Origin of the sequence: Bradyrhizobium sp. CCBAU 11361, assembly GCF_028128935.1 — a bacterium.
Classification (GTDB): domain Bacteria; phylum Pseudomonadota; class Alphaproteobacteria; order Rhizobiales; family Xanthobacteraceae; genus Bradyrhizobium; species Bradyrhizobium niftali.
This window is the reverse complement of sequence record NZ_LBJZ01000008.1, coordinates 103211-126934: the sequence shown is the minus strand read 5'-3', so window position 1 is coordinate 126934 and position 23724 is coordinate 103211. Positions and strand designations below refer to the sequence as shown.

The window sequence follows — 23724 nt, the reverse complement described above, 5'->3', positions numbered from 1 at the left end:
CCAGGAGACGGGGGAAGCCCATGCCGACGGAACGCTTTCAATTCACCGGCGAAGGCGGCCATCAGCTCGCGGCCGCGCTGGAGCTGCCGGACAGTGAACCTTCAACTTTCGCGCTGTTTGCGCACTGCTTCACCTGCGGCAAGGACACGCTGGCGGCCAAGCGCATCTCGGTCGCGCTCGCAGCCAAGGGCATCGCGGTGCTGCGCTTCGACTTCACCGGCCTCGGCTCCAGCGAGGGTGATTTCGCCAATTCGACGTTCTCCTCGAACGTCGCCGATCTCGTGCGCGCGGCCGATCATCTGCGTTCGACGCGCAAGGCGCCGTCGATCCTGATCGGCCATAGCCTCGGCGGCGCTGCGATCCTCGCCGCGGCCAGCAAGGTTCCCGAGGCGAAAGCGGTGGTGACCATTGCAGCGCCATCCGACCCGGCCCACGTCACCGGCCTGTTCAGGGAACATGTCGACGCGATCCGCGCACAGGGCGAGGTCGAAGTGTCGCTTGCCGGGCGTCCATTCCGCATCAAGCGCGAATTCCTCGAAGACATCGCCGAGCATGAGCTGATCAAGGACGTCACCGGCCTGCACAAGGCGCTGCTGGTGATGCACTCGCCGGTCGACGACACCGTAGGCATCGACAATGCAACCAAGATCTTCGTCGCGGCCAAGCATTCCAAGAGCTTCGTCTCGCTCGACCACGCCGATCATCTCCTCGCCAGGCCGGCCGACGCTCTCTATGCGGCCGACATGATCGCGGCCTGGGCAAGCCGCTACATCGACGCCGCAAAGCCTGCCAAGCCGATGGATCTCGTCGAGGAGCCGCGCAAGGTGGTGGTGCAGGAGACCCGCAAGAGCAAGTTCAATCAGATCATCACCGTCGGGCCGCATCATCTGGTGGCTGACGAGCCGGTCGCTGCCGGCGGCGAGGATGCCGGCCCCGGCCCCTATGACTTCCTGCTCGCAGGCTTAGGGGCCTGCACCTCCATGACCATGCGCCTCTATGCCGACCGCAAGTCGCTGCCGCTCGAGCGCGTCACGGTCACGCTGAAACATTCCAAGATCTACGCCGAGGATTGCGCGGAGTGCGAGACGCGCGAGGGCATGCTCGACCAGATCGAGCGCGACATCGCGATGGACGGCGCGCTCGATGCCGAACAGCGCAAGAAGCTGATGGAGATCGCCGACAAGTGTCCGGTGCATCGCACGCTGACCTCGGAGATCCGCATCGTGACCAAGGCCGTAGACTAACGCCTTATTGTTTGAGCATGATCTTTTCGGAAAACCGCTTCACACTTTTCCGGATCATGCTCTAGAAGCACGATGCCATCGTCCGTACGGCGGCGCTGATCTCGTTCTCGCGCCATGCCGCAAAGCCGAGCAGCAGGCCGTGATCGCGTGGCCGGCCGAGCGCAAGGCTGGACAAGGCGCGCGTCTCGACCCCCGCTTCGACCAGCCGCTTGACCGCGGCCTGATCAGCGCGACCGCGCTTGAGGCGCGCGACGAGCTGGATGCCGCCCGAGGGCACTTCGACCGTGAGCACCTCGCCAAGATGGCGCTCCAGTCCCTCGACGAGATGATCGCGGCGTGCGTGATAGAGCCGGCGCATCCGGCGCAGATGCGCGAGGAAATGCCCGTCGGCAATGAACTCGGCCAGCGCTTCCTGAACATGGCTGGCGGCGATCAGTCCGATATGCCGCTGCGCGATCTCCAGGGTGCTGACCAGCGCCGGCGGCACGACGAGATAGCCGAGACGGATATCCGAGGTCATAGCCTTCGAGAACGTACCGACATAGAACACGCGGCCATGGGTATCGAGCCCCTGCAACGCCGGCACCGGCCGGCTGTCATAGTGGAATTCGCCGTCGTAATCGTCCTCCACGATCCAGGTCTTACCGGGCTTGCTCATGCCCAAGAATTCGGTGCGGCGGGCCAGCGACATCAGCCGGCCGGTCGGATGCTGGTGCGATGGCGTCATGAAGATCAGCGTTGGAGCCGCAAGGCCCGGCATCCGCTGCATGCCCTGTTCGTCCAGCCTGATGCCGGTCACGCGCGCGCCGGAGGCACGGAAGGCAGCCGCGGCGCCCGGATAGCCGGGATCCTCGACCCAGACCTCGTCACCCTGCGTGATGACGGCCGCCGCGATCAAAGTGAGCGCGGCCTGCGCGCTCGGCAGGATCATGATCTGGTCCGCCGTGGCGCGAACGCCTCTGCTGGTTGCCAGATAATGCGCCAGCGCCTCGCGCAGGCGCGGACGGTTGACGGGGCCGAGCTCGCGCCTGGCCGCACGCACGGCGCTGCGGCGCAGACAGCGCGCCCAGACCTCGTTCGGAAACTCCCTGAAATCGCCATGCCCCGGCCGCAGGGGTTTCAGCTGCGCCAGATAGGACATCGGCCAGTCCGCCTGCTTGAGCTTCGAGGCCCAGGGAGAGAGGCGCGGCGTGCCGGCGCGGACACGTGATGTCGCGGCGCCAGCTGCTACGATACGCTCACCGCCGTCGACCGTCACGACCGGGCGCCGCCCGCGCGACGCAGCCAGATATCCTTCGGCGGCAAGCTGCTCGAACGCATAGGTCACGGTGTTGCGGGAGACGCCGAGATCGCTCGCAAGCTGTCGGCTCGACGGCAGCCCGCGGCCCCTGCCGATGCGGCCGCTTCCGATCAGCTCCCTGAGCTGGCTCGTCAGTTGAGCCATCAGCCCTTCATCGCCGGTCCGCTTCAGCTCGATCAGGCCGGCGATCATCTCTTCTGCAACTGGCACCTTATTCCTTCACGATCTGGCACTTTTGCTGGTGCCAGCCCGGATGCTATCCGCCAGGCCGGACTGCTTCAAGGACCTCCGAAATGAACTCCCTGTCACCTCGCGCCGCCGTCGGCCTGTTCCTCATCGTCGTGCTGGCCTGGGGCGTGAACTGGTCGGTGACGAAGCAGCTCGTCCAGTTCCTCTCCCCGCTGTGGGCTTCAGCGATCCGGAGCTGGATCGCGCTGGCCGGACTGTTCGTGATCCTCGGACTGAGCAACAATCTGGTGATCCCGGACCGGCGCGACATTCCTGTGGTCCTGAGCGTGGCGCTGCTGCACATGACGGTGTTCTCGGTCCTGGTTGCGGCCGGTGTGCGCTTCCTGCCCGCGAGCAAGGCCATCGTGCTCGGCTACACCACACCGCTCTGGGTCGCGATCGCCGCGCCCCTGCTGGCGAAAGATACACTGACCGCGCCCAAACTCGCCGGCGCGCTGCTTGGGTTGATCGGCCTTGCCGTGATTCTGAACCCAGCATCGATCGACTGGACCAATACCAACGTCGTGCTCGGCGCCGGCATGGTCATCCTGGCCGCGATCTCCTGGGCCGCGAACATCATCTATATTCGCGCGCATCGCTGGATCGCCTCTCCGCTCCAGCTGCTGATCTGGCAGGTACTCGTCGCAACGATCGTCCTGACTGTTAGCGCAACAATCGCGGACGGCCTGCCACACGCAGAATGGTCGTGGAGGCTCGTGCTCCTGTTCCTCTATTCCGGCCTGATTGGGACGGCGCTTGCCTATTGGGCGATGTCGATGGTCAACAAGAGTATCTCGGCGCTGACGACATCGCTCGGCACCACGGCGACACCACTCGTCGGCATCGCCAGTGCGGCGATCCTGCTGGGCGAACCGATCGACATGAGCCTTGCTGTCGCGGCCGGACTGATCGTCGCCGGCATCGGCCTGGCAACGCTCGGGGATCGCCTGCTGCGCAGTCAGGCCATCGCGAGAGGTTGAACGCGCAGCACGCCGCGCAGGCCTGCCGTCGTGCCGAGCAGGATGCCGGCGAGCGCAACGAACGAGCCCAGCGCCAGCGTCGACACGCCAGTCAGCCCCTGTCCGATCGAGCAGCCGAACGCCATCACGCCGCCGATGCCCATCAGCGCGGCGCCGCTGCCTGAGCGCAGCATGTGGCGCGGCGATGAATAGCCTTCGAGCTTGAAGCGACCCGTAGCGAGTGCCGTCGCCAGACTGCCGGCGAAGACGCCGGCAACCGTCGCGATGCCGAAATTCAGCGTCAGGCCGGTCGAGAGCATGGCATATTGCAGGCTATCGGCGATCGGCGCGACGAAGGTGAGCGAGGTTACGGGGACGGGATTGAAGTCGTCGGCGCCAAGATGGCCGGTGACGAACCAGCCGCTCGCAACGAGGACACCGACGATGACGCCCGCCGCGATCTGGCCCGGCGAACGGCGAAACACCGGGTGGGCGAACGCGAACAGGATCAGGGCGACGACGATCCCGGCTGCGGCAATCGCCCGCGAGAGAGCTTCAGAGGGACCGAGCGCCGCCAGCAGCGACGGCAGCGAATTCGTGTTGACCGTGGTTTGCGAGGCCTGAACCAGCGCAATGCGCGCCGGCGCGATCAGGCCCTTGAGCGTCATCTGCGCGGCGATAGCGAGCACGATCACGACGACGAAGGAACGGAGATTGCCGCAGCCGAGTAGCACCAGCGCGCGCGAGCCGCAGCCGTTCGACAGCACCATGCCGTAGCCGAACAGCAGGCCGCCGAGGAACAGCACCGGCGCCGAGAAGGATTGTTGCAGGTAGATCGACTTGCCGAGATCGACGGCGCCGCTGCTGGCCAGGACCTGGCTCGCGGCGATCGCGACAGCGATCGCCAGCGCATAGGACCGCACCAGCCGGCCGTCTCCTTCGGCGAGGAATCCGCGCATGCTGCTCATCAGGCAGAAGCCGCTGAGCAGACCCACGGCGCCGTAAATGAGCCCGATGACGAGGCCGGCGAGGATGACGAGTTGGGCGGATTCCATCGGTTGTTCTCAGATCTCTCGTCATTCTCCGTCATTGCGAGCGCAGCGAAGCAATCCAGCCCATCTCCGCGGATACATTTCTGGATTGCTTCGCTGCGCTCGCAATGACGAGTTTCATGGCCGCAGGATTACCCTGTCGCGCGAAGAGCCAGCGACCGCGACATACGCCTCCCTGGCGCGCTCCAGCGGATAGACGGCATTCGCCTTGATCGGAAACGCCTTCAGGTGACCGCTGGCAAAGCCGGGACCAAGGTCACGCAGCACCGCGCCTGTCGCCGTCGAAGACAGGCCGAGCGTGTCGATGCCGACATAAGTGTGCTGGCCCCGGTAGAATTCGAGGATGTTGAACTGCACGATGCGGTCGATCGCGGCAATCAGGATCTGGCGGCCGCGCAAGGCGAGCGACTTGTGCGCAGCCTGGAAATAGGGATCGCCGACCGTGTTGAAGACGATGTCGGCGCCCTTGCCGCCGGTCAATTCGCGCACGCGCGCGGCGACATCGGTCGCGGAGGCGTCGATCACCTCGATGGGCGCGTTGGCGTGGCCTTCATAAGCTTCCGCCTTGCGCACCACGCCGATGACGCGCGCGCCCTGCCAGGTCGCGATCTGCACCGCGGCCTGGCCGACCTTGCCGTTGACGCCGAACACCAGCACCGTCTCGCCGCTCTTCGGCACGCCCGCGCGGCGAAAGCCTTCCATCGCGGTGACGAAGGGAACGCCGATGCCGGCTGCCTCCTCCCAGGGCACCGTCTTGGGTTTCTCCACGATCGCGTCGAGCTCGACGACGAGATGGCTGGCATGGGTGCCGTCGCGGCGGATGCCGAGATCGCCGGAGGAACCGAACACTTCGCGGCCGACCGTGCCGGCCGGGCCATCGATCACCACGCCGGCGTAATCGCGGCCCGGCGTGCGCGGGAATACGGCATAGGGCATCAGCCCGGTCGCGGCCTTGACGTCGGACGGATTGACGGCGGCGGCCTTCACCTCGATCAGGACATCGTTTGGACCGCGCGTGAGCCTCTGACGCTCGACAACCGGCGCAAGCGCGGCCGCGTTCTCGGCCTTGGCATTAAGGCGCACACAGCGCGCTTCGACGGCTTTGGTATCGGCTGGTGACATCGAAAAGACCCGCGATTTCTCGCGGGCCTTGTCGCCCTTACGGGTGGTCAAGTCAATCCGTCAAGTCAGTCCTTGGGCCGCTTGTCGTAGAGGCGCCTGGCCTTGCCGAGCGAACGCTCCAGCGTGGCGGGCGCCACCACCCGCACATTGGAGCTGATGCCGATCGTGTTCTTGATGTGGGTCGCGATCCGGTCGGCATGGTCGACGAGACCGCGGCCGTCCCAGCTTTCGGGCCGCGCCTCGGCGATGATGGTCAGCTCGTCCATGCGGCCTTCGCGGGTCAATTCGAGGATGAAGTGGCCGCCGCACCAGTCGGTGGCGAGCAGCACCTCCTCGATCTGCGTCGGGAACAGGTTGACGCCGCGCAGGATGATCATGTCGTCCGAGCGGCCCGTCACCTTCTCCATGCGCCGCATGCCCGGCCGGGCCGTGCCCGGCAGCAGCCGCGTCAGGTCGCGGGTGCGATAGCGGATCACCGGGAAAGCTTCCTTTGTGAGCGAGGTGAAGACCAGCTCGCCCTTCTCGCCATCCGGCAGCACCGCGCCCGTCTGGGGATCGATCACTTCGGGATAGAAGTGGTCTTCCCAGATGTGCAGGCCGTCCTTGGTCTCGATGCACTCCTGCGCGACGCCGGGGCCGATCACCTCGGACAGGCCGTAGATGTCGGTCGCATCCATGTCGAAGGCGTCCTCGATCTCGCCGCGCATCGCATTGGTCCAGGGCTCGGCGCCGAAAATGCCGACCTTGAGCGAACACTGCCGCGGATCGAGCTTCTGGCGCTTGAACTCGTCGAGGATCGCCAGCATGTAGCTCGGCGTCACCGTGATGATGTCGGGGCGGAAATCGTTGATGAGCTGGACCTGCCGCTCGGTCATGCCGCCGGAGATCGGCACCACCGTGCAGCCGAGCTTTTCGGCGCCGTAGTGCACCCCGAGCCCGCCGGTGAAGAGGCCGTAGCCATAGGCGTTGTGGATGATCATGCCGGTGCGGCCGCCCGCGGCGCGGATCGAACGCGCCATCACCTCCGACCATGTATCGATATCGCGTTGGGTGTAGCCGACGACGATCGGCTTACCCGTCGTGCCGGAGGAGGCATGCACGCGCACCAGCTTTTCGCGCGGCACCGCGAACATGTTGAAAGGATAATTGTCGCGCAAATCCGTTTTCACCGTGAACGGAAACTTCGCGAGATCGGAGAGCTCGCGAAAGTCGGTCGGATGCACACCCGCCTTGTCGAAGGCGTTGCGATAATGCGCGACGTTGTCGTAGGCGTGCTTCAGCGACCAGCCCAGCCGCTGCTTCTGCAAGGCCATGATCTCGTCGCGCGAGGCGCGCTCATGCGCGTCCATCTCGGCACTATAGGTGGTGCCACCTTCCTTGAGCCTGGTCAGAGCCATCCTCGTTTCCCCACATTGGTCTGTTCTTTTCTTTACTTGTCTTGTGCCGGCAGCCACGTGCCGGGAATGACGCGCGAATGCCCGCGGAATTCCGCGATGACGGTGTCGCCTGCGGTGACACGCACGTCGTAGATCCCCGAGCGGCCGCCACGGCTGATCTCCCGCGCCTTCGCAATGAGCCGATCGCCGAGCTTGCCGGGCTTGATGAAGGTGATCTGGCCCTGCGCCGCGACCACACGCTCATTGTGCGAGTTGCAGGCAAACGCAAAGGCAGAATCTGCGAGCGTGAAGATGAAGCCGCCATGGGCGATGCGCTGACCGTTGACCATGTCCGGCCGCACCGTCATGGCCAGCGTCGCAAGGCCTGGACCGATCTCGACGATCTCCATGCCGAGACCTTTGGAGGCATCGTCCTCCGCCCACATCGCATCGGCGCAGGCGCGGGCAATATCCTCAGGCGACAGGGCGGCTTTGACGTTCACGCGCTTCTCCCGGCCAATTGCTTGCACATGATGTTCTGCTGGTTGGTTCAGGGTGTCAAATAATGCAACGCATTTGCATTGTTGGGCACTGACCCGCCTGATCAGACGTGGTCATAGTCGACCACGACCCGCTCGGACGACGGCTTGGCCTGGCAGGTCAGGACGAAGCCGGCCTTCAGCTCCCACGGCTCCAGCGAATAGTTGATGTCCATCGGCGCCTCGCCCTCGACCAGCTTGGCGCGGCAAGTGGAGCACATGCCGCCCTTGCAGGCGAAGGGCAGATCGACGCCGGCGCGCAGCGCCGCATCGAGGATCGCTTCGTCCTCGGCGACCGGCACGTCGCGTCGCTTGCCGTCGATGATCAGCGAGGCGATCGCCTTCGGCGGCGCGCCGGGCGCAACGGCCTTCTTCGGCCGCGGCTTGCCGCCGAACTCCGAGACGAAGCGCTCGACGTGAACGCGGTCCTCCGCGATGCCGAGATCGCGGCAGGTCGCCTCGATGTCCTCGCTCATGCCGGACGGACCACAGATGAAGACATGATCGATGCTTGCCGCCGGCACCAGCGAGCGCAGCAGCACCCTCACCTTGTCGCCGTCGAGCCGGCCATGCAGGATCGGGATGTCCTGCTCCTCGCCGGAGATGACGTGGAAAATCGAGAGGCGGTCGATGAAGCGATCCTTGAGCTCCTCGAGCGGCTCGAGGAACATGATGTTGTCGGTCGAGCGATTGCCGTAGAACAGGAAGAAGCGGCTAGCTGGTTCGCGTGCGAGCACGCCCTTGACGATCGACAGGATCGGCGTGATGCCGGAACCTGCGGCAAAGCCGACATGGATCCGCCCCGTATCGGCCGGCGCGACCACGCCGAAGCGTCCGGTCGGCGTCATCACGTCGAGCTCGTCGCCGCATTTGAGTTCGTCAGCGGCCCAGCTCGAAAACGCACCGCCATCGACCTTCTTCACCGCGATGCGGATCTCGCCATCGTCGGGGCCGGAGCAGATCGAATAGGAACGGCGCACCTCTTCACCGTCCAGCATGGTGCGGAGCGTGAGGTACTGCCCGGGCGTGAAAGCATAATCGCTGGCGAGTTCGCCGGGAATGGCGAAGGTCATCGAGATGGCGTCGGAGGCCTCGCGGCGGAGATCGTTGACGGCCAGGCGATGGAAACGTGGTGCGGCTGCTGACATGGTCAATGACACTTGAAGTAATCGAAGGGTTCGCGGCAGGCCTTGCAGCGCCACAGCGCCTTGCAGGAGGTCGAGCCGAATTCGGACAACAGCTCGGTCCTCACAGAGCCGCATTGCGGGCACGCGACAGACTGCTCACCGAACAGCGCGCGGCGCGAGCTTGAGGCCTGCGGCGGCGCGATGCCGTAGGCGCGCAGCTTGCGGCGGCCCTCCTCGCTCATCCAGTCGGTGGTCCAGGCCGGCGACAGCACCGTGCGTACCTTTGAGCCGCGGAAGCCGGCGCGCTCCAGCGCGATCTCGATTTCGAGCGCGATCATGTTCATGGCCGGGCAGCCCGAATAGGTCGGGGTGATCGCGACCTCGACATGGTCGCCGTCGAGCACGACATCGCGGAGCACGCCGAGATCGGCGATCGTCAGCACCGGGATTTCCGGATCGACCACGCCCGCCGCGGCATCCCAGGCGCGCTGGCGCAGATCCGCACCGCTCTCGAGCACCGTCACCATGTCTGCCCCGGGAAGGTACGCTGCATCGATTGCAGCTCCGACAGGAGATGGCCGAGATGCTCGCTGTGCCGGCCCACGCGGCCGCCCTGCTGCATCCAGTCGTTCTGCGGCAGCGTGAGCGTGGCTTCGCTGACGACATCGGAGAGCATCTGCAGCCAACGCCCGCGCAAGACACCCAGATCGATGGCGACACCCGCATGGATCAGGGCGCGTTCGCCGTCGTCGACGGCAAACATCTCACCGGTGAAGGCCCAGAGATGGTCAATCGCGGCTTGCGCCCGTCGATGGCTCTCGTCCGTGCCGTCGCCGAGCCGGATGATCCATTCGGAGGCATGACGCAGATGATAGGCGCTCTCCTTCTCGGACTTGGCGGCAATGGCGGCGAGCGTCGTGTCGCGCGAGGCCATCATCGCGCGCCAGTAGAGGTCGGCGAAGGCCGAATAGAAGAACTGCCGCACCAGGGTCTGGGCGAAGTCGCCGTTGGGCTGCTCGACCAGCAGCAGATTGCGGTACTGCCTGATGTCGCGCAGGTAAGCGAGCTTGTCCTCGTCGTTGTCATTGCCTTCGGCCTTGGCCGCATAGGTGTAGAGCTCGCGTGCCTGGCCGATGAGGTCGAGCGCGATGTTGGAGAGCGCCATGTCCTCTTCCAGCATCGGCGCATGTCCACACCATTCCGACAGCCGATGACCGAGGATCAGTGCATCGTCGGCGCGGCGCAGGACGTAGAGCACCAGCGGCGTTTCGGAGACCTGGGTGTTGGCGATCGGCATCACATATGCCCCACTTCCTCAGGCACCTCATAAAATGTCGGATGCCGGTAGATCTTCGATTCCGCCGGCTCGAACATCATGCCCTTCTCGGCGGGGTCGCTCGCGGTAATCGCGGTGGACGGCACGACCCAGATCGACAGGCCCTCGCCGCGGCGGGTGTAGATGTCGCGGGCGGCCTGGAGCGCCATGGTGGCATCGCTCGCATGCAGCGATCCCACATGCTTGTGCGCGAGCCCGTTGCGGCTGCGAATGAAGACTTCCCACAGCGGCGTGTTCGGCGTGGCCATCGTGATTCCCCTATTCGGCTGCTTGAGCGGTCTGGCGACGTGCGCGCTTGGCGGCGTAGCTAGCTGCCGCCTCGCGCACCCAGGCGCCCTCGTCGTGCGCCCTGCGGCGCGCGGCAAGCCGATCGCGGTTGCAGGGGCCGTTGCCGGCGAGCACCTGCTTGAACTCGGTCCAGTCGATCTCGCTGTAGCGCCAGTGCCCGTCGGCATCCTGCGTCATGCCGGGATCGGGAATGGTGAGGCCGAGATATTGCGCCTGCGGCACGGTGGCATCGACGAATTTCTGGCGCAGCTCGTCATTGGAGAAGCGCTTGATCTTCCACTTCGTCGAGGTGTCGCTGTGCTGGCTCGTGGCATCGGGCGGGCCGAACATCATCAGCACCGGCCACCACCAGCGGTTCAGGGCATCCTGCGCCATTGCCTTCTGCTCGCCCGAGCCGCGGCACAGCGTCAGCATGATCTCGTAGCCCTGGCGCTGGTGGAACGACTCCTCCTTGCAGACGCGGATCATCGCGCGCGCATAGGGACCGTAGGAGCAGCGGCACAGCGGGATCTGGTTCATGATCGCAGCACCGTCGACCAGCCAGCCGATGGTGCCGATGTCGGCCCAGGTCAGCGTCGGATAGTTGAAGATGGAGGAGTACTTGGCCTTGCCGGCGAGCATGGCGTCGACCAACTCCTCGCGCGAGGCGCCAAGCGTTTCGGCGGCGGCGTAGAGATAGAGCCCGTGGCCGCACTCGTCCTGCACCTTGGCGAGCAGCGCCGCCTTGCGGCGCAAGGTCGGCGCACGCGTGATCCAGTTGCCTTCGGGCAGCATGCCGACGATTTCGGAATGGGCGTGCTGGGAGATCTGGCGGGTGAGCGTCTTGCGATAGGCCGCCGGCATCCAGTCGTTCGGCTCGATGCGTTCCTCCGCATCGATGCGAGCCTGGAATTGCGCAGCCCTGGCCGCGTCCTCAAGACCGCGATCCTCGGTCTCGGCCGTGTTCAGCGCCTGGGTGTACATGCGCATCCTCCCGTTTTATTGGGAGATAATATATAACAGAAATTACTTCATGCAAGATATTTCTGTAACATAAAGATCAGGCGCCGAACCTCCGTTCCAGGAGTTTTCGCGCCGCCGGCAATGGCCCTTTTTCATTGGTTCCATGGCCATCAAGCCATTGTTCGGACGGAGCAAGCAGCGCGCGATAGATCTCGCCGCAGAGCGCGCGGGCGGCCCTGCCCGGCCAATCCGCGGGAAGCAGGCTCTCGGGCAGCAGCGGATCGCGCAGCACGACGCGGCGATAGTGGTGGATCAGCAGGATCCGCGCGGTGAAGGCGTCGGCGTCGGAAAGAGTCGTCCCACGGCCGATCGCGGCGTGCAGCGGCTCGAATGTCTTCATGAACCTCAGATAGGCGTCCGCGGTGCGATCGAGCGGCCAGCTGGCGCTGAGCAGGCGGCGCCCGCTGTCGTCCTCGGCGGAGACCTCAAGACGGATAGCGCCCGCAGCCTCGTCCGGCACCGGCACGCCCGACGGCGCAACCCACACGCCGGGCAGCGGGCTGCCGAAGCCGGCATTGCGCAGCGCCTCGCGCGAGGCATCGCGGTCCTCGCCATTGCCGATCAGCAGCAACTCGAAACGCCCGGTCCAGTTCGACGATGGCGGATCGTAGATGTGGCGCGTCGCGGCCTCGAAGGTCTGATGGCCCTTGTCGGCGAGACGATAGAAACTGTTGCGGCCGACCTTTTCACGCGTCAGCCAGCCGTCGGCCGCCAGGCGCGACATCGCGGTGCGCACCACACCGCTGTCGATGTCCAGGCTTTCGAAGAATTCCAGCAGCGTGCCGAGCCACACCGAGCCCCCGCGCGGCACGATGGCGTCGCCGAACACGGTGATGACGATGGAGCCGGTGCGCGACGGCTCGCGCTTGAGCTGGTCGATGATACGGGAGAGCGGATGCGCCATGCGCGAGGCATAGCGCGTTTGATGCGGGCGCGACAATGGACGGACGCGACAGCTTTACTCTCCCTCTCCCCGTTCTTACGGGGGCGCGACGAGCTTCGCTCGCGCTGAGAGGGTCGGGGTGAGGGGCTGCATCCGCAAACTCAGTGATAGACGGACTCGCGGAGAGTCCCCCTCACCCGGATCGCATCTCCGATGCGATCCGACCTCTCCCCGCAAGCGGGGCGAGGTGAAGAAGCCCGCTTACCGATGCGGATCGGGATACGCCAGGCTGCGCCAGCCACTGCGGTCGAAGGGCATCCACTGGCCTTCCTTCTGCGCAAGCCGGTCAGCTACGGCATAGACCGCGGCGGGGTGATGCCCCATGCCGCAATGGCTGCTCTCGATCTCGATGCTCTCGGTCTGCGCGCCCGACTTCTCCATGCAACCCTGCCAGGCGCAGACGCCGTCGGTGCGGCTGAAGATGGCGGTGGTCGGCACCGGCGGCGGCACGGCGAGCTCGCCGCCGAAGCGCGGATCGACCTGATCGGCCTTCTGCCCGCTCGCCCATTCGTAGACGCGCCAGGCATTGGTGGAGCGCGGATCGCCGGCAAAGGGGCTGCCGAGGGTGATCACCTGGCGCACGCGCTCGGGCATCATCTTGGCGAGTTGGCGCGCATAGAGGCCGCCGAGGCTCCAGCCGACCAGGCTGATCTTGCGGCCATGTTTGTCGCTGAGCTCCTGGACCAGATCGACCATCGCATGCTGCACGCCCGGACGCAGGCCGTAGTTGCGGCCCTGGCGCCAGCCGCTCACCGCGTAGCCCTTGCCGGACAGAAACGTGCGCAGCGCGCGCGTGGACGCGTCCGAGGCGACAAGGCCCGGGAGCACCAGCACCGGATGCCCATCGCCGCGCGGCGCGAGGCTCAGCAGCGGCAGCGCACCGAGGAATGCGCCGAACTCGTGGATCGCGCGCCCTTCCAGAAACATCAGGGTACGGGACGGCGGGCGCAGCGTCTGGGCAGTAGCGGTCATCAATGTTTCCCTTGGGAAGGCGCCGGCCGCGATGCCGGCAATGGGCATGAATTCCAATACGCCGGCTTCTTGAACGTTCCGCAGCGCAACATGAATCAGCTAGGCGGCCGGTTCCCGACATTCAAGCGGTAGAGACGCGGGGCCACAATAGGCCCGCGCGTTAATGCTAACGTCCGTGACGCAAAAGTCACAGCAATCGAAGCAGCAATTCTACGGAGTAGAGCGCGAGTCCGGCCAGGCCGCCGATCAGCGAGCCGTTGAAGCGGATGTATTGCAGGTCGCGGCCGATGTTGATTTCAATCAGCGAAATCAGCTGCGCCATGTCCCACGCCTTGACCTGGTCGGAGATGAAGGTGGAGACGCCGCTCTTCTGATCCGCGACGATGCTGCGCAGGACCGTCACCAGACCCTTGTTGATCTCGCCGCGCAGCTCGGAATCGCCGGCGAGCGCCTCGCCCGCGGCGACGAACATGCCGGCGAGATGATGCTGCAGCACCTGCGTCTCGCCGGAGGCGCTGCGCTCGATGAAGGAGCGTGTGTTGGCCCAGACGGTGCGGGCGAGATCGGCGAGCTCGGGCCGCGCCAGCAGATCGCGTTTCAGGCCGTCCATGCGATCGATGTAGGCCTGGTCGGTGCCGAGCCGGTCGACGAAGCTCAGCACCATGCGGTCGAACTCGCCGCGGAACGGATGTTTGGCATCGCTGCGCACCTCATTGAAGAAAGCGGTAGCGGACGCCACGATCTTGTTCACCAGAAACTTGTCGGCGCGGTAGAGCCTGAGCAGGGTCGGCAATTCCGCGCGCACCTTCTCGCGGATCATCGCCATCGTCTCCTTCTGGTTCAGCGTCTCGTGCATCACGCGCAGGAGATCGTCGAACAGGATCTGGTGCCGCCCCTCCGCGACGAAGCCGCGCAACGTGCCGGCCGCGAGTGGCGCAAGGTCGATCGCCTGGAGTTGCGAGGACATGCGGCGGATGATGAAGGTCATCAGGCCCGAGCTTTCGGTCGCGGAGAAGGCCTCCGGCAGCAGGCGCAGCGCGAAGCGCGCGAGATCATCGCTGCGCTTGCGGTCGCGCAGCCAGTCGGCAACGAAGGAGCCGAAATCGATCTCGTTCAGCTTGGCCTCGACGGGTCCGGCCTCGAGGAAATGCACCTGGATGAATTCGCCGAGCTTGTCGGCGATGCGGGCCTGGTTGCTCTGGATGATCGCGGTATGCGGGATCGGCAGGCCGAGCGGCCGCTTGAACAGCGCGACCACGGCATACCAGTCGGCGAGCCCGCCAATGGTCGCGGCTTCCGCGAAGGCTGCGATGAAGCCGAACACGGGATGCACGGGCAGAAGCCATTTCGCGACGACGAACAAGGCCAGCGTCGAGGCGAGCACCAGCGTCGCCAACGCTTTCACGCGGCGCAACTCGGCCGCGCGCTCGGCGTCGCCGGGAGTGTCGAAGGAGAAGGTGGCGGGTGGGGTCATGATTCACCGAGGTTACGTCATTCCGGGACGGTCCGCAGGACCGGACCCGGAATGACGACCGATCATGACGGCAGCGCAAAAAACAAGGCCCGCCGAAGCGGGCCTCAAAATTCAGTTTGTCAACGCGACCCGCAATCAGGCGGTCTTGTTGTAGACCTTGGCAAAGTTGTCCTGAGCGGACTTCGCGCCGTTGGCGGCAAGCTTGCCGAGATAGTCGGTGGTCGCCTTGGTGCGCGAGACGAAGGCTTCGCCGCGGGAGCGGAGCAGGCTCGACTGGATCTCGACGGCTTCGCTGAACGACTTGGCGGACGCGAGCTTGTCGATGCCCGAGAAGAACGCCTCGGCGTCCTCGTAGATCGCCTGCTGGATGTTGCGGCTGATCTTGCCGGCCTCGGTGACGGACTCAGTCACCGCGTTCTCGACGGCGGCAGTCACGCGCTCGGAGCCAGCGAACACCTCGGCAGCACGGTCCTTGGCGGTGTTGGCGGTCTTCTTGACGAACTCGCGGGCGGCCTCGGGAACTTCCAGGTTCTGGATGTTCTTGAAAGCGTCCTTGAAGCCCTCGAAGGCAGTGTTGGTTTCAGTGGTCATGGGGTTCTCTCCATCCTCATTGGGTTGAGCTATGGGCTCACCCCGTCCTCATTGGCCCGGGGCACGGCTTATATGGCATAGTTAATTGTGCGATGCAATATTCATATTGCACTGCGATATCACGAAATCGTGAACAGCCCTAACAGGAGGCAATATGATGCCTCCCTCAGCAATTGGTTCCCGAGCAACGGTGCCCGGCCGGTCTTTGTGATCCTAGTGCTGGACGGCGCCTGGCAGCCCATAGGCCTCCATCTGGGCCTGGACCTGCGCGATGTTGTGGCCAAGCACGACAATGTCGTGGGTCTTGCCGTCGACGTCGCGGACGTGGTCGCGCAGCAGCGCCTCGGCCTTGAAGCCGAGGCTTTCGAACAGCGCGATCGCCGCCTGCTGGTCGACCGTCATCTGGACCGAGAGCTTTTCCAGGCCTGCGCCGAGCGCCAGCGCAAAGGTCTCCTGCGACAGCGCCCGCCCCACCCCCTTCCCGCGCACGTCGAGCGAGACCACCATGCGGATCTCGCCGACATGGGGCGACCAGGAATGCGGATCGCGCACCAGCGTGCCGCAGCCGACGACCTTGCCGTCCTTCACCGCGAGCAAGCTCGTGATCGCACCTCGCTCGATCTCCTTGACCCAGGCCGAGAGCACTTTTGGCTCGCTGATGTTGCGTGGCAGGAAAAGGAGATCGTGCGTCGGCAGGCCCTTGCCGAAGGCCAGCACCGCGGCTTCGTCCGCAGGCGACATCAGGCGGATCTCGATCTCGCCGGCGTCGGTCTTGACCTGACGCGGATAGGAACGCTGCTCACTCATGTCGATCTCTTCCCCAGCCAGGAGTCCAGTTTCGGCCACAGCCGCTTCACCGCGTTGGCGCCGGCGACCAGCGAGACGTGACCGCCTTTCAGCATCACCTCCTCCTTGTCCGCCGATCCAATCTTCGCGATCAGGTGCTTTGCCGCATCATAGGGCACGATGTGGTCGTGCTCGGCGACCGCATGCAGGAACGGAACCTTGATGTCTTCGAGCTTCGCCGCGCGGCCGCCGACCGACATGGTGTCGTTGAACAGCTTGTTGTCCCACATCAGGTCCTTGGTGATGGTGCGGAAATATTCTCCAGCCAGCGGCAGCGTATCGGTCGCCCAGCGATCGAACATCCGGTAGGACTTGACGAACTCGTCGTTCCAGATGTTTTCCCAGAGCTGGATCTGGCTCACCGTGCGCGAGGCCGGACGCAGCATCTCGAACGAGGACAGGATCATCTCCGGCGGAACGTTGCCGACGCTGTCGACGAGGCGATCGACGTCGAAATAGCGGCGGTCGGAGAAATTGGAGAACAGCTTCATCTCGCGGAAGTCGATCGGCGTGGTGAAGCAGATCAAGTTCTTCATCGGCCCGTCCTTGTGGATCGAGCCATAGAGCAGCGACAGTACGCCGCCGAAGCAGTAGCCGATGACGGAGACGTCCTGCTCGCCGGAATCCGCCTGCACGCGGCGGACGCAATCCGGGATGAAGTCGAGGACGTAGTCCTCCATGCGCAGGCTCTTCTCTTCCGGACGCGGTGCGCTCCAGTCGAGCATGTAGACATCGTAGCCGCGCCTCAGGAGGAACTCGATGAAGCTCTGGCCGGGCACGAGGTCGAGGATGTAGCCGCGATTGGTGGTCGCCATCACGATCAGCACCGGCACGCGGTAGATCTCGTCCGACATCGGCCGATAATGGTAGAGGCTCATCGTGCCGCGCGAATGCAGCACGTCTTTCGGCGTCGAGCCGAGCGTCGGGCCGGAGGTCGAGAAATATTCGACGCCCTTGATGCTGCGCTGGATTGCGCGCTGCACCTCGGACTGGATGCGCTCCGGGATGGAAGCGAAATCAAGTCCCGTCGCCGCGTTCATTTGGGCTCTCCGCCTTCGGAGGGCGGGCGTTTCGTCCGCGGCGGCCGCGGCGCACCGTCGACGCCTTGCGAGATTCCGGAACCTGCCGCCATCTGGCTCAGCATCGACTTCATCTCGCCGATCTGGGCCTCGATGGACTGTAGCCGTTCCGCAAGACCCGTGACCTGCTCGCGGCTCGGCAGATTCATGCTGACAAGGTATTTCTCCATGAGCTCGCCGAGCTGCTTCTGAGCACCTGCAGCAACGCCGCCGGCTCGATTCATCGCTTGCGAGAACTCAGGCGACGACATGGCTTGATTGGCGAAAGAGTTGAACCCCTTCTCCATCTCGCCAACCATTTTCTGCCACACGGCAACGGGGTCGTTGGTCTTGTCGGTCATCGGCGTCCTCCTGAAATCGAGAGCTGCGATGCCCTTCTTTTTTTGCCATACGACACCGTTGCGCGGTGCCGGTCAACCGGCAAGCAGCGGGTGCGCTAATGTGCACGCCGCTTCTTTGCGGCGGGAAACCGTGCGATACAGCATCGATCAGCAGGAGGGACCGCGCCCGTGAACGCCCATCAGCCGCCCCAGACCGTCCGCGCCAACGGCATCGACATTTGCTACGAGATTTTTGGCGACGACAACGCCGAGCCGCTGCTGCTGATCATGGGGCTCGGGGCGCAGATGATCCATTGGGACGATGCGTTCTGCGAGCAGCTCGCCGTGCACGGCTTTCGCGTGATCCGCTTCGACAATCGCGACATCGGCAAGTCGAGCCATCTGACGGGCGGCAAACGCCTGACGCCGCTCGAGCTGCTGAAGCTTCGTTTCCTCAAGATTCCCGTCGCCGCAACCTACAAGCTGATTGACATGGCCAAGGACACCGTCGGCCTGATGGACGCGCTCGGCATCAAGTCGGCGCATCTGGTCGGCGCCTCCATGGGCGGCATGATCGCGCAGGAGGTGACGCTGTCGTTTCCGCAGCGCGTGCGCTCGCTGACCTCGATCATGTCGACGACGGGCAATCCGCGCGTGCCGCCGCCGACACGCGAAGCCGCCGCGATGCTGATGGCACCGCCGCCGCGCAGCAAGGAGGAGTTCATCGTCCGCTTCGGCCAGACCTGGAAGGTGCTGCGCGCCGGGTCCTTTCCGGAGGAGGAAGCGCTCGACCCTGGTCGTGCCGAGCGCGTGTTCGCGCGCGGGCTCAATCCGGCCGGCGTCGGCCGGCAACTGCGCGCCGTGCTTGCCTCCGGCAGCCGCAAGGAACGGCTGCATAGCGTGAAAGCACCGACGCTGGTGATACACGGCACGGTGGATCCCTTGGTCCATCCCGAAGGCGGCAAGGACACGGCGGCCTCGATCCCCGGCGCAAAGCTGTTGATGATCAACGGCATGGGCCACGCGCTGCCGATGCGCTTCTGGCCCGAGATCATCGGTGCCATCGATAAGCACGCGCATGGTGCGGCAGCACGGGCAGCGTAGACCGACGCAGGTCTCCTCACGGTGACCATGTGAGCTTCCGGTTACTCTCTTAACGCACGCCGGCACGGAAGCTATACAGGCCTCCCTCAATCGCAAGACAGAGGCTGCGGCCTCTCGGAGCTCCCATGCATCCCATCGTCCGGCCTGTCGCAATGATTGCGGCCTCCATTCTCATGCTGTCCCTCGGCAACGGCGCCGCGAGCGCCGGCAGCGCGCAGGAAGAGGCCAATCGCACCGCCGTGCTTGCCTTCTACGAGAAGGGCCTCAATCAGAAGGACGCCGATGCAGCCATCGCCTATATGGGCAATCGCTATGTGCAGCACAATCCAAACGCCGCCGATGGTCCGGACGGCTTCCGCAAGTTCATCGGCTTCCTCCGTGAAAAGTTTCCTAACTCGCACAGCGAGATCAAGCGCTCGTTCGTCGACGGCGACTATGTCATTCTCCACGTGCACGCGGTTCGCGAACCCGGCACAAGGGGCAACGCGATCGTCGACATCTTCAAGCTGGAAAACGGCAAGATCGTCGAGCACTGGGACGTCGTGCAGCCGATCCCGGAAAATCCGGCGAACAACAACACGATGTTCTAGCTCGGAGGCGTAGCCCGGATGGAGCGCAGCGTAATCCGGGATCACCTTGCATGCGGATCGATCGCCCCCGGATTGCGCGGAGCCTGTCATCGGGCGCGCATTCGCGCGACCCGTTGGCTCCATCCGGGCTACAAATAACCGCCTAGCCCTTCCTCGCGATCCAGATCACATGGCGCGCGCCGCCGCCTCTGCCGGTGGCGCGGACATTGACTTCATTCACGTCGAAGCCGGCGCTCCCAAGGCGCCTGGTGAATGCCGGGTTGGGCCCCGACGACCAGACGGCGAGCACGCCGCCCTGCCGCAGCGCCGTCTTGGCCGCTTTCAACCCGCTCGCGTTGTAGAGTGCATCATTGCCCTTCCGGGTCAGCCCTTCCGGCCCGTTGTCGACGTCGAGGAGAATGGCGTCGAAGGCCGATCCCTTCGTCCGGATGATTTCGGCGACATCGGTCTCGCGGATGCTCACCCTGACATCATCAAGACTGTCGCCGAAAACCTGCGACATCGGACCTCGCGCCCAGGCGACCACCGCCGGCACGAGCTCGGACACCACGATCTTCGCCTTGCTGCCGAGCACGGCAAGGGCTGCACGCAGCGTAAAGCCCATGCCGAGGCCGCCGATCAGGACGACGGGGTTTGCGACCTTCTCGATCTGCTTCGCCGCCAATGTCGCAAGCGCTGCCTCGGAGCCCGACAGGCGGCTGTTCATCAGCTCGTTGGTGCCGAGCATGATGGAGAACTCCTTGCCGCGCCGCATCAGGCGGAGCTCGCCATCGGAACCGGGGATTTGGGCGGTATCGATCTTTTCCCAGGGAATCATGCGCGAGCTTTAGCACGATCGGAAATCGTAGGGTGGGTTAGCCGAAGGCGTAACCCACCAACTTCGTTCTGCCTGCGCTGAAACATGGTGGGTTACGCTTCGCTAACCCACCCTACAATCTACGGCTAACCGCCCGCCCAGACGTCGAGCACATAGCGGTTCTTCGCGCCCATCTCCTCGATCCAGCGCGCACCGGCGGCGGCATCGCTACCGCTCTTCTCGCGATGGATCGCAACGAGCGCCGCCTTCACGTCGGGCTCCATTTTGCCGCCGTCACCGCAAACGTAGATGATGGCGCCCTGCTCGATCAGCGGCCAGACCTCGTCCTTCTGCGCTGCGATCACGTGCTGCACATAGGTCTTGGGTCCATCCGCGCGCGAGAATGCGGTGAAGAGCTCGGTGATGCCGCTTGCAGCCAAGGCCTTGAGCTCGTCGGCGTAGAGAAAATCCTGGTCGGGGTGGCGGCAGCCGAAGAACAGCATGGCCGGACCGAGCGCAGCGCCTTTCGCCTTGCGCGCGGCGCGCTCCTGGAGGAAGCCGCGGAACGGCGCAAGTCCCGTGCCCGGTCCGATCATGATGATCGGCACCGATGGATCATCCGGGAGCCGGAAGCCGGCCTTGGTCTCACGCACGGTGGCGTAGACGGCATCGCCCGCGCGCCGGTTGGCGAGATAGTTCGAGCAGATGCCCTTGTAGACGCCGCGTCCGGAGGCGGCCTGCCCTTCGACCACGCCGACCGTGACGCTGCAACGCGCCGAATCGACCGACGGCGAGGAGGAGATCGAGTAATAGCGCGGCGCCAGCAGCGAGAGCATTTCCAGATAAACGTGGAACGGCAATTCACAGGCCGGATACTCGAGCAGCAGGTCAAACACCGATTTGCGCCTCGCCAGAATCTCGGTGCGGTAGCGCTCGGCCGGCTCGGCCTCCTCGCCGACGAAGGCCAGCAGCTTCGGCTTGGTCACCGGGCAGCGCGTGTGCTCGGCCATGATCTGGATCTGCTTCCGCGTCGCCACCTGCTGCAGCTCGACGAACTCGCTGAGCAGGCGGCCGACCGACACGGCCTCGCCGACCGGCAATTGCGCGCGGCGGCCTTCGGCGACCTGAAGCCTGATCTGGTCGGCCGGCAGGAAGCCGAAGCGGCGGGCAACCGAATCCACCAGCGTCGGGTCGTTGCGCGGGACGACGCTCAAATGATCGCCGACGCGATAGGTGATATTGGACGGCAGCTGCACCTCGATATGGCGCGTCGATCGCTCCGACGGATTGGACCCGCTCTTGTTCTGAAGCTCGTCATTGACCAGCACCTTCATCGCCACTGCGCCGCCCTGGGCGACGATGGTGTTGACGGCGGTCACCGCGACAGGCTCGATCGCGTAGAGCGGGTCGTCCTCCGCGGTGCGGGTGAAGTTCCAGTCGATGCCGAACTCCTTGGTCGCGACCTGCGCAGCCGCCGGGAACCATTTCTGGAACTGGCCGTCGAGATCGCTGCGCGCATCGCCCTCGCCGCGCGGATAGACCGCGCGCGCGCCGTGCTTCGACAATTGCTCGTCGATGAAGCGCGGCACCGATTGATAGGTCGCGGCCCAGTCGCTGTTGCCGCAGCCGAATACGGCGTAGCGCACATTGGCAAAGGCATCCTTCGCCAGGTCGTCGCCGAGCCATTTGACGAATTGCGTCGCATTGTCCGGCGGCGCTCCGTTATAGGAGGCGCAGATGATCAGCACGCCGCCCTCCTGCGGCAGCTTGCCGACATACTCGTCGAGCGGCCCGAGATGCACGGCAAAGCCGTTGATCTCGGCAAGATCGGCCATGCGCGTCGCGAGTTCCTCGGCGGTGCCGAGATTGGAGCCGTAAAGCACCAGCATCGGCGTGTTGTGGCCGGGCCGCGCCGTCGGCTGGCGCGGTGCCTTTGGCCCTGAGGATGCAGCGGCGACTGGCCCGCCATAAGCACCGCGCTCGCGATCGGCGCGCGGGCGAACCTTGATCTTGAAGCCCTCCGGCTTCATCGTCAGCGTTTCCTTCAGGTGCATCTGGTAGCGCTGGTGGTCGATCAGCTTGAAACGCTGGAGGATCATGCCGAGTGCGAGCGCGGCCTCGTGCATGGCAAAGCCTCGGCCGATGCAGGCACGCTGGCCGTTGCCGAACGGCTTCCAGGCATTGATCGGCCGCTTGGCCTCCGCCTCGCGGCTGAAATTTTCGGGATCGAAGGCATCGGGATTTGGCCCCCAGACGGAGGGATCGCGATGCAGTGCCGTCACCAGAATGGTGATGAACGTGCCCTTCCTGAGCTTGTACTTGCCGCCGCCGATGGTCTCGTCGCTCAGCGGTGAGATGCCGTAGGCCGGCGCCGGTGGCCACAGCCGCAGCGCCTCTTTCAGGATCTGCGTGATGTAGGTGAGCTGTGTCACCTGCTGATAGGTCGGCTTCGCGTTGACATCGGGACCGAAGACGCGATCGACCTCGTCGTAGGCCTTCTTGAGAATGTCGGGATGCTTCAAGAGCGCATAGAGCGTATAGGACAACAGGCCGCTTGTGGTCTCGTGGCCAGCGATCAAGAACGTGTTGATCTGATAACGGATGTTGACGTCGTCCAGCTGCTCGCCGGTCGAGCGGTCGACGCCGGTCATCATCGCCGCGAGCATGTCCTTCTTGTCGTCGATCCCCTCTGCACTCTTGCGGCGCTCCGCGATGATCTCGTCGACCATCTTGTTCATGAAGGCGACGTCTTCGGCGAGCGTCTTGCGCCGCTTCTGCATCCAGATCTGCTCGAACGGCAGACCCCGCGTCATCATGATGGTTTCGAGCGAGCGCACCAGCGACTCGACGAAGGGATGGTAGTCGCGCCGGTAGAAGGAATTGAAGCGGTACTCGAAACCGCACAGGCCGATCGTATCCAGCGTCAGGGCGGTCATGTCGTGGACGACGTCGATCTCGTCATCGGCGTTGAGCCGCTCCCATTTGTTGACGAGCTGCTCGGCGATGTCGACCATGCTCGGGTGATAGGACTGCATGGCGCGGTTGCCGAAGGGCTGGAGCAGGATGTTGTGCGCCTTGCTCCAGTTCGGCTCGCGGGTGTCGGCCGTGAACAGGCCGTCGCCGCCGACCGCGCGCACGCGCCGCAGCGCGCCGCGCACCGTCTTGTCGAAGCGCTTCTCGTCGGAGAGCTCGTCGACGAGATCGTGGCCGGAGACGACGACGATCGGCGAGCCCATCATGTCGAGCCAGAAGATCGGCCCGAGCTCCTTGGCGAGCCGCGTCAGGTGCTGCACCGGGGCGGCCGAGTCCAGCGACAGCATGTTGCCGACCACCGGCTTGGTCGGCGGCTGCGGAATCGGGTCCAGACGATTCTTGGATGACATTGACGTGCGCTTCCCCCTCAGTAACCCTCGTCATTGCGAGGAGCTCGCGACAA

At 64.8% G+C, this 23724-nt stretch carries 23 protein-coding genes; 4 read left to right on the top strand and 19 right to left on the bottom strand.

Features of this window, described 5'->3' with window-relative positions; genetic code table 11:
* The first annotated feature begins 20 nt into the window (after positions 1 to 20).
* Entirely contained in the window at positions 21 to 1244 is a 1224-nt protein-coding gene (locus tag XI08_RS04270; RefSeq protein ID WP_271573476.1) for a bifunctional alpha/beta hydrolase/OsmC family protein, read from the top strand.
* Between the two features lie 61 nt (positions 1245 to 1305).
* Here the strand turns inward: XI08_RS04270 and pdxR are convergent, their stop codons facing one another.
* Positions 1306 to 2736: a MocR-like pyridoxine biosynthesis transcription factor PdxR gene (gene pdxR, locus XI08_RS04265; RefSeq protein ID WP_271573611.1), complete on the bottom strand. Its 1431-nt coding sequence runs from the start codon at positions 2734 to 2736 to the stop codon at positions 1306 to 1308.
* 101 nt (positions 2737 to 2837) lie between these two features.
* On the opposite strand from pdxR, the gene XI08_RS04260 reads away from it, so the two are divergent.
* Positions 2838 to 3752, top strand: a complete 915-nt coding sequence (locus XI08_RS04260; RefSeq protein ID WP_271573475.1) for a DMT family transporter — start codon at positions 2838 to 2840, stop codon at positions 3750 to 3752.
* Here the strand turns inward: XI08_RS04260 and XI08_RS04255 are convergent.
* The 16 genes from XI08_RS04255 to XI08_RS04180 all read right to left on the bottom strand — a co-directional run bounded on the left by XI08_RS04255 (position 3731) and on the right by XI08_RS04180 (position 17819).
* Positions 3731 to 4786: a YeeE/YedE family protein gene (locus XI08_RS04255; RefSeq protein WP_271573474.1), complete on the bottom strand. Its 1056-nt coding sequence runs from the start codon at positions 4784 to 4786 to the stop codon at positions 3731 to 3733. The genes XI08_RS04260 and XI08_RS04255 overlap by 22 nt on opposite strands.
* 114 nt (positions 4787 to 4900) lie before the next feature.
* Positions 4901 to 5905, bottom strand: coding sequence for a quinone oxidoreductase family protein (locus XI08_RS04250; protein WP_271573610.1), 1005 nt, complete (start codon positions 5903 to 5905; stop codon positions 4901 to 4903).
* A gap of 65 nt (positions 5906 to 5970) precedes the next feature.
* On the bottom strand, positions 5971 to 7302 hold the full coding sequence (paaK, locus tag XI08_RS04245; protein WP_271573473.1) for a phenylacetate--CoA ligase PaaK: 1332 nt from the start codon (positions 7300 to 7302) through the stop codon (positions 5971 to 5973).
* A gap of 32 nt (positions 7303 to 7334) precedes the next feature.
* A complete protein-coding gene (gene paaI / locus XI08_RS04240) occupies positions 7335 to 7784 on the bottom strand; it encodes a hydroxyphenylacetyl-CoA thioesterase PaaI (RefSeq protein ID WP_271573472.1) in 450 nt (149 codons plus the stop codon).
* A 101-nt stretch (positions 7785 to 7885) separates the two neighbouring features.
* Complete coding sequence (gene paaE, locus XI08_RS04235; protein WP_271573471.1) at positions 7886 to 8968, bottom strand: 1,2-phenylacetyl-CoA epoxidase subunit PaaE; 1083 nt, start codon at positions 8966 to 8968, stop codon at positions 7886 to 7888.
* A gap of 2 nt (positions 8969 to 8970) precedes the next feature.
* Positions 8971 to 9474 (bottom strand): 1,2-phenylacetyl-CoA epoxidase subunit PaaD, encoded by a 504-nt coding sequence (gene paaD / locus XI08_RS04230; protein WP_271573470.1) that lies wholly within the window; start codon positions 9472 to 9474, stop codon positions 8971 to 8973.
* A complete protein-coding gene (gene paaC, locus XI08_RS04225) occupies positions 9468 to 10244 on the bottom strand; it encodes a 1,2-phenylacetyl-CoA epoxidase subunit PaaC (protein WP_271573469.1) in 777 nt (258 codons plus the stop codon). The genes paaD and paaC overlap by 7 nt, the downstream gene beginning before the upstream one ends.
* Positions 10244 to 10531 (bottom strand): 1,2-phenylacetyl-CoA epoxidase subunit PaaB, encoded by a 288-nt coding sequence (gene paaB / locus XI08_RS04220; RefSeq protein WP_008136594.1) that lies wholly within the window; start codon positions 10529 to 10531, stop codon positions 10244 to 10246. Before paaB ends, paaC begins: the two co-directional genes overlap by 1 nt.
* Before the next feature lie 10 nt (positions 10532 to 10541).
* Positions 10542 to 11534, bottom strand: a complete 993-nt coding sequence (paaA, locus tag XI08_RS04215; RefSeq protein ID WP_271573468.1) for a 1,2-phenylacetyl-CoA epoxidase subunit PaaA — start codon at positions 11532 to 11534, stop codon at positions 10542 to 10544.
* A 76-nt stretch (positions 11535 to 11610) separates the two neighbouring features.
* Complete coding sequence (gene paaX, locus XI08_RS04210) at positions 11611 to 12477, bottom strand: phenylacetic acid degradation operon negative regulatory protein PaaX (protein ID WP_271573467.1); 867 nt, start codon at positions 12475 to 12477, stop codon at positions 11611 to 11613.
* 240 nt (positions 12478 to 12717) lie between these two features.
* Positions 12718 to 13488, bottom strand: coding sequence for an alpha/beta fold hydrolase (locus XI08_RS04205; RefSeq protein WP_271573466.1), 771 nt, complete (start codon positions 13486 to 13488; stop codon positions 12718 to 12720).
* A gap of 187 nt (positions 13489 to 13675) precedes the next feature.
* The gene (locus tag XI08_RS04200; RefSeq protein ID WP_271573465.1) at positions 13676 to 14962 is read right to left on the bottom strand and encodes a DUF445 domain-containing protein; all 1287 of its coding nucleotides are present in this window, start codon (positions 14960 to 14962) and stop codon (positions 13676 to 13678) included.
* Positions 14963 to 15097: 135 nt separating this feature from the next.
* Entirely contained in the window at positions 15098 to 15553 is a 456-nt protein-coding gene (locus XI08_RS04195; RefSeq protein ID WP_135172383.1) for a phasin, read from the bottom strand.
* A gap of 213 nt (positions 15554 to 15766) precedes the next feature.
* Positions 15767 to 16360 (bottom strand): GNAT family N-acetyltransferase, encoded by a 594-nt coding sequence (locus tag XI08_RS04190; RefSeq protein ID WP_027543985.1) that lies wholly within the window; start codon positions 16358 to 16360, stop codon positions 15767 to 15769.
* Positions 16357 to 17439, bottom strand: a complete 1083-nt coding sequence (locus XI08_RS04185; RefSeq protein ID WP_027543984.1) for a PHA/PHB synthase family protein — start codon at positions 17437 to 17439, stop codon at positions 16357 to 16359. The genes XI08_RS04190 and XI08_RS04185 overlap by 4 nt, the downstream gene beginning before the upstream one ends.
* Positions 17436 to 17819, bottom strand: a complete 384-nt coding sequence (locus XI08_RS04180; RefSeq protein ID WP_271573464.1) for a hypothetical protein — start codon at positions 17817 to 17819, stop codon at positions 17436 to 17438. Before XI08_RS04180 ends, XI08_RS04185 begins: the two co-directional genes overlap by 4 nt.
* Positions 17820 to 17987: 168 nt before the next feature.
* On the opposite strand from XI08_RS04180, the gene XI08_RS04175 reads away from it, so the two are divergent.
* Entirely contained in the window at positions 17988 to 18902 is a 915-nt protein-coding gene (locus XI08_RS04175) for an alpha/beta fold hydrolase (protein WP_271573463.1), read from the top strand.
* Between the two features lie 125 nt (positions 18903 to 19027).
* Entirely contained in the window at positions 19028 to 19492 is a 465-nt protein-coding gene (locus XI08_RS04170) for a nuclear transport factor 2 family protein (RefSeq protein WP_271573462.1), read from the top strand.
* Positions 19493 to 19634: 142 nt separating this feature from the next.
* Here the strand turns inward: XI08_RS04170 and XI08_RS04165 are convergent, their stop codons facing one another.
* Together XI08_RS04165 and XI08_RS04160 are read right to left on the bottom strand one after the other, a co-directional pair.
* Positions 19635 to 20309, bottom strand: coding sequence for a spermidine synthase (locus XI08_RS04165; RefSeq protein ID WP_271573461.1), 675 nt, complete (start codon positions 20307 to 20309; stop codon positions 19635 to 19637).
* A 125-nt stretch (positions 20310 to 20434) separates the two neighbouring features.
* Entirely contained in the window at positions 20435 to 23671 is a 3237-nt protein-coding gene (locus XI08_RS04160) for a bifunctional cytochrome P450/NADPH--P450 reductase (protein WP_271573460.1), read from the bottom strand.
* Positions 23672 to 23724: the final 53 nt, after the last annotated feature.

Coding starts and splice junctions, on each gene's coding strand:
- XI08_RS04250 (WP_271573610.1), bottom strand. CDS start 5,905: ATGTCACCAGCCGATACCAAAGCCGTCGAAGCGCGCTGTGTGCGCCTT.
- paaA (WP_271573468.1), bottom strand. CDS start 11,534: ATGTACACCCAGGCGCTGAACACGGCCGAGACCGAGGATCGCGGTCTT.
- paaE (WP_271573471.1), bottom strand. CDS start 8,968: ATGTCAGCAGCCGCACCACGTTTCCATCGCCTGGCCGTCAACGATCTC.
- paaC (WP_271573469.1), bottom strand. CDS start 10,244: ATGCCGATCGCCAACACCCAGGTCTCCGAAACGCCGCTGGTGCTCTAC.
- XI08_RS04260 (WP_271573475.1), top strand. CDS start 2,838: ATGAACTCCCTGTCACCTCGCGCCGCCGTCGGCCTGTTCCTCATCGTC.
- paaX (WP_271573467.1), bottom strand. CDS start 12,477: ATGGCGCATCCGCTCTCCCGTATCATCGACCAGCTCAAGCGCGAGCCG.
- XI08_RS04160 (WP_271573460.1), bottom strand. CDS start 23,671: ATGTCATCCAAGAATCGTCTGGACCCGATTCCGCAGCCGCCGACCAAG.
- paaD (WP_271573470.1), bottom strand. CDS start 9,474: ATGGTGACGGTGCTCGAGAGCGGTGCGGATCTGCGCCAGCGCGCCTGG.
- XI08_RS04255 (WP_271573474.1), bottom strand. CDS start 4,786: ATGGAATCCGCCCAACTCGTCATCCTCGCCGGCCTCGTCATCGGGCTC.
- XI08_RS04180 (WP_271573464.1), bottom strand. CDS start 17,819: ATGACCGACAAGACCAACGACCCCGTTGCCGTGTGGCAGAAAATGGTT.
- paaB (WP_008136594.1), bottom strand. CDS start 10,531: ATGGCCACGCCGAACACGCCGCTGTGGGAAGTCTTCATTCGCAGCCGC.
- XI08_RS04205 (WP_271573466.1), bottom strand. CDS start 13,488: ATGACCGCTACTGCCCAGACGCTGCGCCCGCCGTCCCGTACCCTGATG.
- XI08_RS04195 (WP_135172383.1), bottom strand. CDS start 15,553: ATGACCACTGAAACCAACACTGCCTTCGAGGGCTTCAAGGACGCTTTC.
- paaK (WP_271573473.1), bottom strand. CDS start 7,302: ATGGCTCTGACCAGGCTCAAGGAAGGTGGCACCACCTATAGTGCCGAG.
- XI08_RS04170 (WP_271573462.1), top strand. CDS start 19,028: ATGCATCCCATCGTCCGGCCTGTCGCAATGATTGCGGCCTCCATTCTC.
- XI08_RS04165 (WP_271573461.1), bottom strand. CDS start 20,309: ATGATTCCCTGGGAAAAGATCGATACCGCCCAAATCCCCGGTTCCGAT.
- XI08_RS04200 (WP_271573465.1), bottom strand. CDS start 14,962: ATGACCCCACCCGCCACCTTCTCCTTCGACACTCCCGGCGACGCCGAG.
- XI08_RS04185 (WP_027543984.1), bottom strand. CDS start 17,439: ATGAACGCGGCGACGGGACTTGATTTCGCTTCCATCCCGGAGCGCATC.
- XI08_RS04190 (WP_027543985.1), bottom strand. CDS start 16,360: ATGAGTGAGCAGCGTTCCTATCCGCGTCAGGTCAAGACCGACGCCGGC.
- XI08_RS04270 (WP_271573476.1), top strand. CDS start 21: ATGCCGACGGAACGCTTTCAATTCACCGGCGAAGGCGGCCATCAGCTC.
- pdxR (WP_271573611.1), bottom strand. CDS start 2,736: ATGATCGCCGGCCTGATCGAGCTGAAGCGGACCGGCGATGAAGGGCTG.